Below are 12,623 nucleotides of genomic sequence, written 5' to 3'. Positions count from 1 at the left end.
TAAAGGGAAAAGCGGGATCGATGCGGTGCGGCTCACTCGGCCTCCTGCGGCCGCGACGGATCGTGGCCCAGCAGGTCGCCCGGCGTGCATTGCAGCTCGCGGCAGATCGCATCGAGGGTGGAAAAACGGATGGCGCGCGCCTTGCCGGTCTTCAGTATCGACAGGTTGGCCAGCGTCAGGTCGACGCGCCCGGCCAGCTCGGACAGGGTCATGCCCCGTTCCTGCAGCATGCGGTCGAGGGTGATGATGATGGCCATCAGGTCACCTTCATCAGATCACACCGTCCAGGTCATCGCGCATCGCCGCGCCCACCGTGAACACCCGCGCCAGCACGAACAGCATCAGCACCGCGATCAGGCCGGTGATGGACATGCCGCCGCCGATTTCCATCCAGGCGAAATCCGGCCCCATCCAGCGGGCATAGACACCGATCACGATCGACAGCACTTCCATGGCCAGCATCAGCCATGCCATGCGCTGCAGGCGCTGGGCGTTGGCATGGGTGAACGGCCGCTCCGATGCCGCCGAACGCAGCAGCCGGCCCAGGTGGCGCAGGAACACCAGCGACAGCGCCAGCAGCGCCACGATGGCGACCAGGCCCAGGCAGAAATGCAGGAACAGGTGCGTGCCGTGGGCGGCCGCCGCCGTGGTGTCATGCACGGTATCGAGCAGCCAGCGGCGGTCATGGGCGACCAGCGGGATGGCCAGCAGCGCGGCCAGGATGCCCAGCCAGCACAGGGCGCGCACGGCCTGTACGGCAGCGTGGGCCAGGGTGAACAGGCCGCGCGCAGACTGTGCGCGGGCAGGACGACGGGTCAAGCGGCCTCCGGCAGGGGGCGGTGGTGCCGCCCGGGTGGGTTTATCGATAAACGATAACACAGGTGGGGCCGGCCGCAAGCCGGCTGCTCCCGCCCGTCCCTTGACAGCCTGCGGGCGGCGACGGATCATCAATTAACTTATTAATTAACTACACTCCATGGACCGCATCTTCGAAGCCCTGGCCTCCAGCGCTCGCCGCCAGATCCTGGCCTACCTCAGCGCCGGTGAACTGAGCGCAGGCGAACTGGCCGCGCGCTTCGACTTCAGCAAGCCCGCGCTGTCCAGCCACCTGCGCATCCTCGAAGAAGCCGGGCTGGTGGAACGCGAAAAGCGTGGCCAGTTCGTGTATTTCCGTCAGGTGCCCGACCGCTTGGCCAACACGCTGTTTTCCTGGGCCGCCGAAGTCTGTCCGGTCGGCGGCCCGATCAAGCGCGAAGCCCGCGCACGCCGCAAGTCCCCCGCCCGCTGAAAGGAATCCTGCGATGCCTGGTTCGACCCGCACCCGCCGTTCGTTTCCATGCCTCCAGTTGCCGGCACAAGCCGGAGCCGGTCCCGTCGAGGTCACCCTGATCGCCCAGCTGGGCATCGGTGCCGGCGATCCGCTGATCGCCGATGCGGTTGCCCGCCAGCAGCACCATCCGGATTTCATCGATGCGCTGGATGAACCGTCCGCACGCCTGGGGGGTATGCACACCGACCGGCAGGACCCTTCCTCGCTCTACAGCTTCGCAGTCGGCAACGACGGCCATCCGTTCCATCGCCATGCCGGCCCCCGCATGTTCACCGCCATCGCCGGCAGCAGCGGTGCGGAGCTTCGCTTTGCAATGACATCCGACGCACAGCTTGCACAGGACCCGGCGGCCTTCTCCCGCGCACTGCGGCGTGTGCAGATTCCACCGGACTGCCTGTTTACCGTCCGCTTCGGGGGTGGCACCTGGCATCAGTTCGTTCCGCGCCACCCCGGCCATCCGGCGCTGTTCGCACTCTCGTGCCACAGCAATGAACTGGCGGGCGCGTTGAGCATGCTGCAGCGCCGGCAGGTGCTGGACAACGCTGCGGATATCCCCTCGCTGACCCAGACCCTGCCAGCAGCCTGCCAGCCCAACCAGCAGGTGCTGCAGGCGGCGCCGCTGGTCCAGCTTTCCCTGCAGGCCACTGCGCCCAGCCTGGCCGGTCGCCTGTGCCGGCAGGCACGTGGGCTGGGCGGGCGCCTGCGCCGCTGGCGGCGTGGTGCCCTGCGCGGCTACGTCGAACGCGCCACGCCTGCCGCCCGCGTGCTCTCCAGCCGCGCCCCGGCTGCCGGGATGCTGGCCGATGCCCTGCCCCTCTGCCACCACGATGACCAGGCAACGCTGACCTTCCGCGCTGGACAGTTCGACGGGCTGCGCGCGTCACAGGTGCTGGCCCTGATACTGGAAGGCTTCCTGCTCAACCCACCCGGCACCGTGGGTTACCTGATGGCGCTGCGCAACCAGCTGGTCGCCCCGCTGCGCCTGCGCACATCACCGCTGGGCTGCCCGGTATCGTCGCTGCTGTCCACGGATGCGCGCCAGCACTTCGTCGGCCGGTTCCCGGTGCTCAGCCAGCACACCGATACAAGCGATCGCCATGCCGAGGTACTGCTGGGCGCCGATGATCGTCACCTGCGCTTCCGCAGCAGCGTCAGCGTGCAGCTGCTCGACGACGGGCAGGTCCAGGCCACACTGGCCACCCGCGTGCTGACCCTGAACCTGTTCGGCCGCCTCTACATGCAGCTGATCGATCCCGTACATCGCCACCACATCGCCCCGGCGCTGCTGCGACGCGCTGCCGAACATGCCGTGGCGCCGGAGCTGTACACCGCGACCTGCGAGCGTGCCAATCCCGCGCCCGCCTGAAACCGTGCGGTTGCCCACTCAGGCCGGCAACCGCACCGGCTGCCGCGCCCACCACGCACGGAAATCCAGCCGGCCCAGCCAGGCCTCACCAAAGGGCACCAGCGAGTCCGCCTGCAGGCGGGCGCCAAAGTAGGTGGCCTGCGGATCGCTCTGCACCGTGCGGGTGTCACCGCTGACACGCAGGAACTCGCGCGCCAATGCATCCAACTGCACGCGCTGCGGCCCGGCAATCTCGATCGTCGCGTTGGCCGGCACGCGCAGGACGGCGGCCACGACGGCATCGGCCACATCATCGGCAGCGATCGGCTGCACGGAAACCGGTGCCAGGTGGATGCGCCCTGCCTGCTCGGCGGCCTGCACGATGCCGCCCAGGAACTCGAAGAACTGGGTGGAACGCAGCAGCGTGTAGTCGCGGCCGGCGTCCTTCAGCAACGCTTCCTGGGCCAGCTTGCCACGCAGGTAGCCACTGTCGGGCAGGCGGTCCGCCCCCACCACCGACAGCGCCACATGATGGCGCACCGCGGCCGCCGCAGCGGCCTGCTGCAGGTGGCGGCCTGCGGTCTGGAAGAAATCCAGCACGTCGGCATCTGCGAACGAGGGCGCGTTGGCCAGATCCACCACCGCCGCCGCACCGGCCAGCGCATCGGCGAGGCCTTGCCCGGTATAGGCATCCACGCCGCTGGCCGGTGATGCAGCCAGCACGTCGTGGGCCTGCGCGCGCAGGCGTTGCACCACCTTGCCGCCAATCAGCCCGGTACCACCGATGACCACGATCTTCATGTACTGCACTCCGTTGGGAAAAGGGATCAGGCCGCCGCGGCAACCGGCGCAGGCGGTGCGTCCAGCGCGCGCAGGCGCGGGACGATGTAGTCGATGAAGGCGCGCGTACGCGCCGGCAGGTGCTGCCGGCTCGGGTAACAGAGCCAGTGCTGCTGCGGCGCCGGCATGCAGGCCGGCAGGCAGGCGATGAGCTGGCCGCTGCGCAGCCATGGGCCGGCCAGGCACGCAGGCAACTGCGCCAGCCCCTGCCCTGCCAGCACGGCCTCCAGCACCAGCGTGCTGTCATTGAACACGCAGGCCGCCGGCGGCAACAGCCGCTGCAGCTGCCCACCGGCCTGCAGCGTCCACGCCTGCCACTGCCCATCGGGCAGGCGGTGGTGCACGGCGGCGTGGCTGGCCAGCTCGGCCAGGGTGCGCGGCAGGCCATGGCCTGCGGCATAGGCGGGCGCCGCACACAGGTGCAGCGCCATCGGCAGCACCGGGCGGGCGATCAACGGGCTGTCGGCCAGCACGCCATCGTGGAAGGCGATGTCCACCCGGTCGCGCTCGAAGGCCGCCGCACGATCGTCCAGCTGCAGGTCCAGCACCACCTGCGGATACTGCGCGTGGAAGCCCGCCAGCAACGGGGCCAGCACCGCACGGCCGAAGCCGGTGGAGGCCTGGATGCGCACCGTGCCGCGGGGTGGCCCCTGGCGCAATGCGCGAAGCTCGTCCATGGCCTGCACGATGCTGGCAATGCCCGGCTGGCATTGCGCATGGAAGCGCTCGCCTTCGCGGGTCAATGCGGTGCGTCGCGTGGTGCGCAGGAACAGCCGCGCACCGAGCTGGTCTTCCAGCTTCTGCACCTGGCGGCTGACGGCGGACCGGCCAATGCCCAGCCGCCGCCCGGCCTGCGCGAAGCTGCCCTCGCGGGCCACCGCCAGGAACGCGACCACGCCGGTGTAGTGCGTGGCGAAACCATGGGCCAGCGGGTCGGGCAGTGGATCCGATGGCAACAGCGCAGGGCGATGGGACATGGGCGCATCCAGTCGGGGGGCATGGACCAGGACGCGGCGGCGGCCCGCGGCGTGACAACGCATTGGTGTGCCACCGGCAACACAGGGCCACCGCAGGCAGGCCTTCTGCACCGCCAGGCACCGGCCTAGCCTGTGCCCATCGCCTTCCACGGATCCCCCATGACACCCCGCCCCGACCACCTGCAGCTGGCCCCCGACCTGTTCCAGGCCTTTGCCAGGCTGTCGCAGCAGCTGAAGCAGAGCGCCCTTGCACCGCAACTGATCGAACTGGTGGACATCCGCGCCTCGCAGCTCAACGGCTGCACGTTCTGCGTGGATCTGCACGTCAAGCGCGCACGGCTGCACGGCGAACGGGAACTGCGCCTGCACCATGTCGCGACCTGGCGTGACTCGCCGCTGTTCACCGCGCGCGAGCGCGCCGCACTGGCCTGGACCGAAGCCGTGACCTCACTTACCGGCGGCCATGTGGCCGATGACGTGTACGTGCAGGTGCGCGCCGAACTGTCCGACCGCGAGCTGGTCGAGCTGACCTACGTGGTCATGGTGATCAACGGCTGGAACCGCCTGAACGTGGCCTTCCGCACGCCCCCCGGCGGCCTGGATACCGCCTTCGGGCTGGACAAGGCCGGCCTGTCCGGCTGAGCGGCGATGGCTGCCGCGCATGCACCACCGGCCTGCGCCGGTCTCCCCTTCCCCGAGGACCTGACCATGACCCGACACTTCGCCAGCACCCTGTTCCTGCTGGGTGTTTCCGCCCCCCTGCTGGCCAGCGCCGCACCCGCTGCACCAGCAGCCACGCCGCACGCGCGTGTCACTGAACTGATGACCCGCGCCCTGCCCGACATTCCCGGGCGGGAGGCCACGATGATCACCGTGGAGTACCCGCCCGGCGCGCGCGATGCCGGCCATCGCCACGATGCCGACGTCTTTGTGTATGTGCTTGAAGGCAGCATCGTGATGGGCGTGAAGGGACAGCCGGAGGTGACGCTGCATGCGGGCGACACCTGGTACGAAGGCCCCAACGATCTGCACACCGTGGGCCGCAATGCCAGCACCAGCGAACCGGCACGCTTCGTGGTGCTGCTGCTGAAGAAGCCCGGTGCGCCGATCCTGGTGCCCCTGGACTGAACCGCGCCGCCGCGGCGCCGGCTACGTGCCGGCCGCGGCCCTGCGGTAGCGGAACGCCAGATCCTGCGGATCGCTGCGCGCGGCCTGCGGGTCGAGCACGCCGCCCAGCCGCCGTGCCACCGCCTGCGAGGCCAGGTTGTCCGGCGCCATGTAGCTGACCAGCGTCTGCAGGCCGCCGGCACGGAAGGCCCAGTCGCGCAGCGCGATGGCCGCCTCGCTGGCATAGCCGTGCCCTTCATGGCCGTCGTACAGCAGCCAGCCCAGTTCCTTTTCCGGGAACAGCGGGCCATGGTTGATGCCCACCTGGCCGAGGCAGCAGCCATCGCTGCGCCGTTCGATCATCAACGCGCCATGGCCGAACAGGGCCCAGCCGGCCAGGTCGTGGCAGAACTGGCCCCACGCTGCCACGCGGTCGAACGGGCCGCCCATGCCCGCCGCACGCGGCGACGCCAGGAACGCGGCATAGGCCGGGAAATCTTCCAGCGCCTGCGCACGCAGGCGCAGGCGCGGGGTGTGCAGCTCGGGAATGGACAACACCGCATGCCCCACGGCAGGCCACCGGGCGTGGCCCGCCTACAGTAGCGCGCCTGGAACACGTCGTTGCACGTGCGGCCGGTATCGCCCACGCATACTGCCTGCTCGACTCCCGATTGCCCCGCCACAGGAAACCACCATGTCCCCTCCCGAAACCTCCGGCCTGCAGGCACTGCGTGCGCTGATCCGCGGCGAGCTGCCCGCACCGTCCATCGGCCAGACCATGGGGCTGAGCGCCGTGGAGGTGGACACCGGGCGCATCACGCTGGAGGCACGTCCTGATGAGCGGCACCTCAATCCGGCCGGCGCCGTGCACGGGGGCTTCGCCGCGACCTGCCTGGATGGTGCCGCTGCGCTGGCGCTGCTGTCGACACTGGACGCCACCACCGTGCATTCCACCATCGACCTGGGCGTGAAGTACCTGCGTCCGCTCAAGGCCGGCCAGACCTACCGGGTGTTCGGCCGCGTCGTGGAACGGACCCGCAGCATCGCCATCTGCGATGCCGAGGTGGTCGATGACAGCGGCCGGCTGCATGCCAAGGGCACCTGCACCTTCCTCATCAAGGACTAGAGCGCCGCGTCATGGCGCGCCAGTAGCCTGCGGCGGATTGTCCGCAGGGTGCTGGTCGGCGAAGTGCCGCAGTGCCCTGAACGCGGGCAGCAGCGCGTGCCCGGCCGCGGAAAGCGCATAGTCCACATGGCGTACCCTGCCCTGGATCTCACGGCGGTGCACCAGGCCATCGGCCTCCAGCTCCCGCAGGTGCTGGGTCAACATCTTCTGCGACACCCCGGGCATGTCACGCTTGAGCTGCAGCATCCGCACGCTCCCGTGCTCGAACAGCCGGAACAGGATGGGCAGCTTCCAGCGGCCCTCGATCATGGCGATCACCCGATGGACCTGGGCCGCCGAACCGTCCGGCCCAAGGCAGGCACCGCGCTGGCGTTCATGCCCAGGCACCTGGAAGTGCGTACTTGTTGCGCTCATTGTCGCCCGCCACAGTCAGCTTCCCCTGGATTATCGGAGTCCTCTGGATGGACCTCAAGCTGGCTGGAAAAACCGCACTCGTCACTGGAAGCAGCAAAGGCATCGGCGAAGCAATCGCCCTGGCGCTGGCACGCGAGGGGGCATCGGTCATCGTGCATGGGCGCCAGGCCAGCCAGGCACGCCAGGTCGCCGAGCGCATCACCGCCGCGGGCGGACAGGCCTGTACCGCCTGTGGTGACATCGCCGGCGAGGACGGGGTCGAGGCCGTGCTGGCCAGCGCCATCGCACAGGCCGGACCCATCGACATCCTGGTCAACAACGCCGGCGGCTCCAGTGCGGGCACGCAGACCTGGAATGACAGCCATCCCGAGCACTGGCGCGCCACGTTCCAGCGCAACGTGCTGTCCACGGCCCAGTTCAGCGCGCGCGTCGTACCGGCCATGCGCGCCCGGCGCTGGGGACGGATCCTCAACATCGCCAGCGTCGCCGCGCTCATGCCCCCGGCCGTGAACCCGGACTACGCAGCTGCCAAGGCCGCCGTCGTGGCCATGACAGCCTCGCTGTCCAAGGCCGTGGCTGCCGAAGGCATCACGGTCAATGCCGTGTCGCCCGGCACCATCCACAGTGCCCGGCTGGAGGCGCGGTTCCGCGACATCGCCGCGCAGGCCGCCGGCGCACCGGTGGACGACTGGCACGAGGTGCAGCAGCGCGTGCTGCCACTGATGGGCGGCGTGCCGGCTGGTCGCGTCGGCACCCTGGACGAGCTGGCCGATGTCGCCACGTTCCTGTGCAGCCCGCTGGCCGCCTATGTCACCGGCATCAACCTGCGTGTCGATGGCGGAATGTTCGTCGGCATCTAACGGCAGCCCTCAGCCGCTCCGGCACGCAGCGGCACAGTGCATCAGCGACTGCCGACACCACGTCCCACCGGCGCGTCCAGCCACGGCCGGCCATCCTTGCCCCAGTGCACCGGCTGGATGCGCGGCGATCGCTTGGCCGTGCAGCCCATCCCGGGGCCGGGATTGGCGTGGTAGACGATCCAGGTCGTACCGTCGGCCAGGGTGAAAAACCCGTTGTGGCCGGGGGCATAGACATTGCCCTGCGGGTTCATCGACAGGAAGGGCGTGGCCGCCTTGGACCAGGCTCGGGCATCCAGCGGATTGCTGCCGGCCTTGGCATGCAGCAGGCCGAGCGCATACCCATCGGACCAGCAGGCGCTGCCCGAATAGGACAGGAACAGGTCGCCGCCCGGGCCCTGCAGGAACTCGGGGCCTTCCAGGATCTGGCGCCCGCCCTGGCGTTCCCATGCCTGGTCGGGACGGGCAATGATCGTTTCCGGCCCCGTCAGCGTCCAGGGATTGGACATCGCCACGATGGCCAGCACGCTGTCCGGGCCGACATAGGGCGAATAGACGAAGTAGCGCTTGCCCGCAGCAGTGAACGTGGTGCCGTCGATGCCCGGATGGGCGGTGGCCAACCGCCCGCGGTCGCGCCAGGTACCCACGGTCGGATCGGCATTGTCGTTCTCCAGCACGAACACGCCGCGGTGTGCGTCTTCATCGTTCTGTGTGGCTTCGCTGGAAAGCGCGGTGTAGTAGATGTACCAGCGCCCCTCGATCCGGTGCAGTTCCGGTGCCCAGATCGAGCGCGCGTTCGGTCCCTTGGCCGGTGGGCGCCAGACCGTGGTTTCCGGGGCCTGCGCCAGCTGCGAAAGATCACGCGTGGTACGGATCGCCAGGCGGTCGCCCTGCGTGCCCATGTAGTAGTAGCGCTCACCCTCGCGCACGATCCAGGGGTCAGGCCCTGAGGCCAGCAGCGGGTTGTCGAAGGCCGGCACAGGGGCTGCGCCTGCAGCTCCACTGGCCATCAGCTGCAGCAGTGCAGCGGCAAGCAGCGTACGTACGGTGCCACGCAACATGGTGTCTTCCTTCACGGTCCGTTCCACGCCCTTGGCCGGATTGCCAAGGCCACACCACGTAACCATATAATCAGACAATTCGCAACGGACCCGCAGGCCCACCATGCAGCACGTGCACGCCGACACCATCATCGGGATCAACTGGGGCAGTTCGAACCTGCGCGCCTATCTGATCGGCCCGGATGCACAGGTGCTGGACCGCTGGGAAACGGCGGCCGGCGTGGCGGCGATCGGGCGCGAGGCGATGATCGAGGCCGCCGACCGGATCCGCAGCCGCTGGCCCACGGCACGACACGCCTATGCCGCAGGCATGATCGGTTCCAGCGTGGGATGGATCGATGCCGGCTACATCGACTGCCCGGCAGGCGTGGCCGATGTGGCGGGCCGACTGGTCGCCGCGCGCATCGGCACCCTGGAGGTGGACATCGTGCCGGGGCTGGCCTGCGTGCGCCAGGTGGATGCGGCGCCTGACGTGATGCGTGGTGAGGAAACCGAACTGTTCGGCCTGTGGGCGCAGGCCGGCTGCGCCGACGCCCCGGTGGTGGCGCTGCCGGGCACGCATACCAAGTGGGTGCAGTGGCACGACGGCCGGATACAGGCGTTCATGACGTCCATGTCGGGGGAGCTGTTCGACCGCCTGGCCAGCGCCGGGCTGCTGGCCTCTGTACTCGACGGCCCCGGGCACGACGGCCCGGCGTTCATCGAAGGCGTACGTACGGCGGCATCGGGAACACTCGGGCTGGGCACGCTGCTGTTCGGCGTGCGTGCCCGGCAGGTCCGCGGCACCCTCGCACGCGATGACACCAGCGCCTACCTGCGCGGGCTGCTGGCCGGCGCGGAAATCGCCGACGCCCTGGCGCTGTTCCCGGCCTTGCGCACCCATACCGTGCCACTGGTGGGAGCCGCGGCGGTCTGCCAGCTCTACCGCACCGCACTGGCCACGCTGGGTATCGCCTCCACGCCGGTCGCCTCGGCCGGCGCGATCGTGCGCGGCTTCCAGACGATCGATGCCTTGCGCCGCCCAGCCTGAGCCCGCGCACAGCCGCTTGCTGCGTCGCAACGTGCATATTGTCTGATTATATGTTTTTGTACGTTCCACACATTGACGGGGGTCCGGGGCGATGCTGGCTGGCAAGGGAAAGACTGCAGGATTGATCGGCGCACTGGCGCTCTCGGCCACGGCCGGTGCCGTCGCGCAGGAGCGCACGGTGATCGGCACCCTGCCCGACGGCACCCCGGTCGAATCGATCCTGCTGCGTGACGGCAGCGGCATGCAGGCCCGCATCATCACGCTCGGCGCAGCGCTGCATTCGCTCGAAGTTCCCGATCGTGACGGCCGCTTCGCCGACGTGCTGCTGGGCGATGCCACGCTGCAGGCCACGCTGGACAAGCCCCAGTACTTCGGCACCATCGTCGGCCGCTTCGCCAACCGCATCGCGCACGGCCGCTTCACGCTGGATGGCAAGACCTACAACGTGCCCGCCAACGATGGCCCCAACAGCCTGCATGGCGGCCCGCGCGGCTTCGACAAGGTGGTCTGGCAGGTGGTTGAAGCCACCCGTGACCATGCCACCCTGCGCCATGTCAGCCCCGACGGCGACCAGGGCTTCCCGGGCACGCTGACCGTCACCGCCACCTATGCCCTGCAGAGCAATGGGCGCCTGGCCATCGACTACACAGCCACGACCGACGCACCGACCATCGTCAACCTCAGCAATCATGCGTACTGGAACCTGTCCGGCGAAGGGTCCGGCACGGCCATGGAGCATGAACTGATGATCCCGGCCAGCGCCTACACACCGGTGGATGCCACGTTGATTCCCACCGGCGTCGTACAGCCGGTGCAGGGCACTGTCTTCGATTTCCGCACACCCAAGCCGATCGGCCGCGACCTGCGCAGCGGCAACGAGCCGCAGCTGCTGCATGGCCATGGCTACGACCACAACTGGGTGGTCAGCCGTACGCCGGCCAAGGCGCTGCGTGAAGTGGCACGCGTGCACGACCCGCGCTCGGGCCGGGTGATGTCGCTGTTGTCCACGCAGCCGGGCCTGCAGTTCTACTCCGGCAATTTCCTGGATGGCAGCACGGTGGGCAAAAGTGGCCGGGTCTACCGCCAGGGCGATGCCATCGCACTGGAACCGCAGCTGTTCCCGGACACCCCGAACCAGCCCGCGTTCGGTTCCGCACGGCTGGCACCAGGCCAGACCTACGAGAACCGGATGATCTACCAGTTCTCCACCGATCGCGGCACGCCGACCCCGCGCTGATTCCGCGCACGCCGCCTGCCTGCCCAAGGCGCTGGCCCCCGGCCCGCGCGACGGCAACGCCGTGGCCTGCCCATGACACCCAAGGAGATGCATCCCATGCGAAAGTGGCTTTCCCCCTTGCTGGCGACGTTGCTCGCCGTGGCCCCGCTGGCCCATGCCGCCGATGCCGAGCGCTGGACGCCGGCCCAGGCCGAGACCTGGTATGCCAAGCAGGACTGGCTGGTCGGTGCCAACTACACCACCTCCAACGCCATCAACCAGCTGGAGATGTTCCAGGCCGCCACGTTCGACCCGGCGCGGATCGACCACGAGCTGCGGCTGGCCCGCGAACAGTTCGGCATGAACACGATGCGCGTGTACCTGCATGACCTGCTGTGGCAGCAGGACCCGAAGGGGTTCATCAAGCGCGTGGACACGTTCCTGGACATCGCCGCCCGGCATGGCATCCGCCCGATGCTGGTGCTGTTCGACAGCTGCTGGGACCCGGACCCGGTGCTGGGCCCGCAGCGCCGCCCGATTCCCGGCGTGCACAATTCCGGCTGGGTACAGAGCCCCAGCCGGCACATGCTGGTGGACCGCGCCAACGACGCGCATTTCCAGGCCTACGTGCAGGGCGTGGTGGGCGCCTTCGCCAACGATCCGCGCGTGCTGGCCTGGGATCTGTGGAACGAACCGGACAACCCCGGCGGCGGCAACTACATCGACAAGCAGCTGGAAGGCGAGCAGGCACGCATCGCCGAACTGCTGCCGAAGGTGTTCCAGTGGGCCCGCGCGAAGAAGCCGGTGCAGCCGCTGACCAGTGGCGTGTGGATCGGCGATGACTGGTCCCCGGGTGCTGCGTCGCTGACCGCCATCCAGCGCACCCAGCTGGAAGCGTCGGACATCATCACCTTCCACAACTACGAACAGCCCGAAGCGTTCGAAGCCCGCATCGCCCAGCTGCGCAAGTACAACCGTCCGCTGGTGTGCACCGAATGGCTGGCGCGCGGCGCCGGTTCCAACGTGGACACGATCCTGCCGATCGCCCGCCGCGAGAACATCGGCATGATCAACTGGGGCTTCGTCGATGGCGCCATCCAGACCCGCCTCCCGTGGGACAGCTGGCAGCGCCCCTACACCCTGGAAGAGCCGACCGTCTGGTTCCATGACCTGCTCAAGGCGGACGGCACCCCCTACCGTGCCCGCGAAGCCGAGCTGTTCCGCACGCTGGCCAAGACCCCGCGCAACGCCGTGACCACCCCCTGACCTTCCCGCGCCGGCCTGTCCCCCGCCCGGCCGGCGCATCTGCCACTGCACCTT

The 12,623-nt window shown here is 69.1% G+C and carries 16 protein-coding genes; 9 read left to right on the top strand and 7 right to left on the bottom strand.

Going from position 1 to position 12,623, the window contains the following annotated elements:
• Positions 1 to 32 precede the first annotated feature (32 nt).
• Complete coding sequence (locus Q9R17_RS13700) at positions 33 to 257, bottom strand: helix-turn-helix transcriptional regulator (protein ID WP_308155157.1); 225 nt, start codon at positions 255 to 257, stop codon at positions 33 to 35.
• Positions 258 to 270: 13 nt separating this feature from the next.
• Positions 271 to 780, bottom strand: coding sequence for a DUF2975 domain-containing protein (locus tag Q9R17_RS13695; RefSeq protein ID WP_308158345.1), 510 nt, complete (start codon positions 778 to 780; stop codon positions 271 to 273).
• Between the two features lie 196 nt (positions 781 to 976).
• Here Q9R17_RS13695 and Q9R17_RS13690 point away from each other — a divergent pair, with 196 nt between their 5' ends.
• Both Q9R17_RS13690 and Q9R17_RS13685 read left to right on the top strand, forming a co-directional pair.
• Positions 977 to 1,288: a metalloregulator ArsR/SmtB family transcription factor gene (locus Q9R17_RS13690; RefSeq protein WP_308155156.1), complete on the top strand. Its 312-nt coding sequence runs from the start codon at positions 977 to 979 to the stop codon at positions 1,286 to 1,288.
• A gap of 13 nt (positions 1,289 to 1,301) precedes the next feature.
• Entirely contained in the window at positions 1,302 to 2,696 is a 1,395-nt protein-coding gene (locus tag Q9R17_RS13685; protein WP_308155155.1) for a DUF2867 domain-containing protein, read from the top strand.
• A gap of 18 nt (positions 2,697 to 2,714) precedes the next feature.
• Here Q9R17_RS13685 and Q9R17_RS13680 read toward each other — a convergent pair whose 3' ends face one another.
• Together Q9R17_RS13680 and Q9R17_RS13675 are read right to left on the bottom strand one after the other, a co-directional pair.
• On the bottom strand, positions 2,715 to 3,476 hold the full coding sequence (locus Q9R17_RS13680; RefSeq protein WP_308155154.1) for an SDR family oxidoreductase: 762 nt from the start codon (positions 3,474 to 3,476) through the stop codon (positions 2,715 to 2,717).
• 26 nt (positions 3,477 to 3,502) lie between these two features.
• Positions 3,503 to 4,492: a LysR substrate-binding domain-containing protein gene (locus Q9R17_RS13675; protein ID WP_308155153.1), complete on the bottom strand. Its 990-nt coding sequence runs from the start codon at positions 4,490 to 4,492 to the stop codon at positions 3,503 to 3,505.
• 159 nt (positions 4,493 to 4,651) lie between these two features.
• Between Q9R17_RS13675 and Q9R17_RS13670 the strand changes: the two genes are divergently transcribed.
• Together Q9R17_RS13670 and Q9R17_RS13665 are read left to right on the top strand one after the other, a co-directional pair.
• On the top strand, positions 4,652 to 5,134 hold the full coding sequence (locus Q9R17_RS13670) for a carboxymuconolactone decarboxylase family protein (RefSeq protein ID WP_308155152.1): 483 nt from the start codon (positions 4,652 to 4,654) through the stop codon (positions 5,132 to 5,134).
• Positions 5,135 to 5,200: 66 nt separating this feature from the next.
• Positions 5,201 to 5,620: a cupin domain-containing protein gene (locus tag Q9R17_RS13665; RefSeq protein ID WP_308155151.1), complete on the top strand. Its 420-nt coding sequence runs from the start codon at positions 5,201 to 5,203 to the stop codon at positions 5,618 to 5,620.
• 21 nt (positions 5,621 to 5,641) lie between these two features.
• Here Q9R17_RS13665 and Q9R17_RS13660 read toward each other — a convergent pair whose 3' ends face one another.
• The gene (locus Q9R17_RS13660; RefSeq protein WP_308155150.1) at positions 5,642 to 6,157 is read right to left on the bottom strand and encodes a GNAT family N-acetyltransferase; all 516 of its coding nucleotides are present in this window, start codon (positions 6,155 to 6,157) and stop codon (positions 5,642 to 5,644) included.
• A gap of 136 nt (positions 6,158 to 6,293) precedes the next feature.
• On the opposite strand from Q9R17_RS13660, the gene Q9R17_RS13655 reads away from it, so the two are divergent.
• Positions 6,294 to 6,725: a PaaI family thioesterase gene (locus Q9R17_RS13655; RefSeq protein ID WP_308155149.1), complete on the top strand. Its 432-nt coding sequence runs from the start codon at positions 6,294 to 6,296 to the stop codon at positions 6,723 to 6,725.
• A 9-nt stretch (positions 6,726 to 6,734) separates the two neighbouring features.
• Here the strand turns inward: Q9R17_RS13655 and Q9R17_RS13650 are convergent, their stop codons facing one another.
• Positions 6,735 to 7,139 (bottom strand): helix-turn-helix domain-containing protein, encoded by a 405-nt coding sequence (locus Q9R17_RS13650; RefSeq protein ID WP_308155148.1) that lies wholly within the window; start codon positions 7,137 to 7,139, stop codon positions 6,735 to 6,737.
• Between the two features lie 47 nt (positions 7,140 to 7,186).
• On the opposite strand from Q9R17_RS13650, the gene Q9R17_RS13645 reads away from it, so the two are divergent.
• Entirely contained in the window at positions 7,187 to 7,999 is an 813-nt protein-coding gene (locus tag Q9R17_RS13645; protein WP_308155147.1) for an SDR family NAD(P)-dependent oxidoreductase, read from the top strand.
• Positions 8,000 to 8,040: 41 nt separating this feature from the next.
• Here the strand turns inward: Q9R17_RS13645 and Q9R17_RS13640 are convergent, their stop codons facing one another.
• The gene (locus tag Q9R17_RS13640) at positions 8,041 to 9,057 is read right to left on the bottom strand and encodes a glycoside hydrolase family 43 protein (RefSeq protein ID WP_308155146.1); all 1,017 of its coding nucleotides are present in this window, start codon (positions 9,055 to 9,057) and stop codon (positions 8,041 to 8,043) included.
• Positions 9,058 to 9,160: 103 nt separating this feature from the next.
• Here Q9R17_RS13640 and Q9R17_RS13635 point away from each other — a divergent pair, with 103 nt between their 5' ends.
• From Q9R17_RS13635 to Q9R17_RS13625, 3 genes are all read left to right on the top strand, one after another.
• Complete coding sequence (locus Q9R17_RS13635; protein ID WP_308155145.1) at positions 9,161 to 10,087, top strand: 2-dehydro-3-deoxygalactonokinase; 927 nt, start codon at positions 9,161 to 9,163, stop codon at positions 10,085 to 10,087.
• Between the two features lie 121 nt (positions 10,088 to 10,208).
• Entirely contained in the window at positions 10,209 to 11,324 is a 1,116-nt protein-coding gene (locus Q9R17_RS13630) for an aldose epimerase family protein (protein WP_308155144.1), read from the top strand.
• Between the two features lie 96 nt (positions 11,325 to 11,420).
• Positions 11,421 to 12,569 (top strand): cellulase family glycosylhydrolase, encoded by a 1,149-nt coding sequence (locus Q9R17_RS13625; RefSeq protein ID WP_308155143.1) that lies wholly within the window; start codon positions 11,421 to 11,423, stop codon positions 12,567 to 12,569.
• Positions 12,570 to 12,623: the final 54 nt, after the last annotated feature.

It is taken from the genome of Stenotrophomonas sp. 24(2023) (assembly GCF_030913365.1).
GTDB lineage: Bacteria > Pseudomonadota > Gammaproteobacteria > Xanthomonadales > Xanthomonadaceae > Stenotrophomonas.
The sequence above is the reverse complement of the archived record's forward strand: the minus strand, read 5'-3'. Positions and strand labels throughout refer to the sequence as shown.

What these genes read in the sequence shown, in the direction of transcription:
- Q9R17_RS13685 (WP_308155155.1), top strand. Translation starts at nt 1,302, where the DNA reads ATGCCTGGTTCGACCCGCACCCGCCGTTCGTTTCCATGCCTCCAGTTG.
- Q9R17_RS13655 (WP_308155149.1), top strand. Translation starts at nt 6,294, where the DNA reads ATGTCCCCTCCCGAAACCTCCGGCCTGCAGGCACTGCGTGCGCTGATC.
- Q9R17_RS13675 (WP_308155153.1), bottom strand. Translation starts at nt 4,492, where the DNA reads ATGTCCCATCGCCCTGCGCTGTTGCCATCGGATCCACTGCCCGACCCG.
- Q9R17_RS13665 (WP_308155151.1), top strand. Translation starts at nt 5,201, where the DNA reads ATGACCCGACACTTCGCCAGCACCCTGTTCCTGCTGGGTGTTTCCGCC.
- Q9R17_RS13700 (WP_308155157.1), bottom strand. Translation starts at nt 257, where the DNA reads ATGGCCATCATCATCACCCTCGACCGCATGCTGCAGGAACGGGGCATG.
- Q9R17_RS13690 (WP_308155156.1), top strand. Translation starts at nt 977, where the DNA reads ATGGACCGCATCTTCGAAGCCCTGGCCTCCAGCGCTCGCCGCCAGATC.
- Q9R17_RS13645 (WP_308155147.1), top strand. Translation starts at nt 7,187, where the DNA reads ATGGACCTCAAGCTGGCTGGAAAAACCGCACTCGTCACTGGAAGCAGC.
- Q9R17_RS13680 (WP_308155154.1), bottom strand. Translation starts at nt 3,476, where the DNA reads ATGAAGATCGTGGTCATCGGTGGTACCGGGCTGATTGGCGGCAAGGTG.
- Q9R17_RS13650 (WP_308155148.1), bottom strand. Translation starts at nt 7,139, where the DNA reads ATGAGCGCAACAAGTACGCACTTCCAGGTGCCTGGGCATGAACGCCAG.
- Q9R17_RS13635 (WP_308155145.1), top strand. Translation starts at nt 9,161, where the DNA reads ATGCAGCACGTGCACGCCGACACCATCATCGGGATCAACTGGGGCAGT.
- Q9R17_RS13640 (WP_308155146.1), bottom strand. Translation starts at nt 9,057, where the DNA reads ATGTTGCGTGGCACCGTACGTACGCTGCTTGCCGCTGCACTGCTGCAG.
- Q9R17_RS13625 (WP_308155143.1), top strand. Translation starts at nt 11,421, where the DNA reads ATGCGAAAGTGGCTTTCCCCCTTGCTGGCGACGTTGCTCGCCGTGGCC.
- Q9R17_RS13670 (WP_308155152.1), top strand. Translation starts at nt 4,652, where the DNA reads ATGACACCCCGCCCCGACCACCTGCAGCTGGCCCCCGACCTGTTCCAG.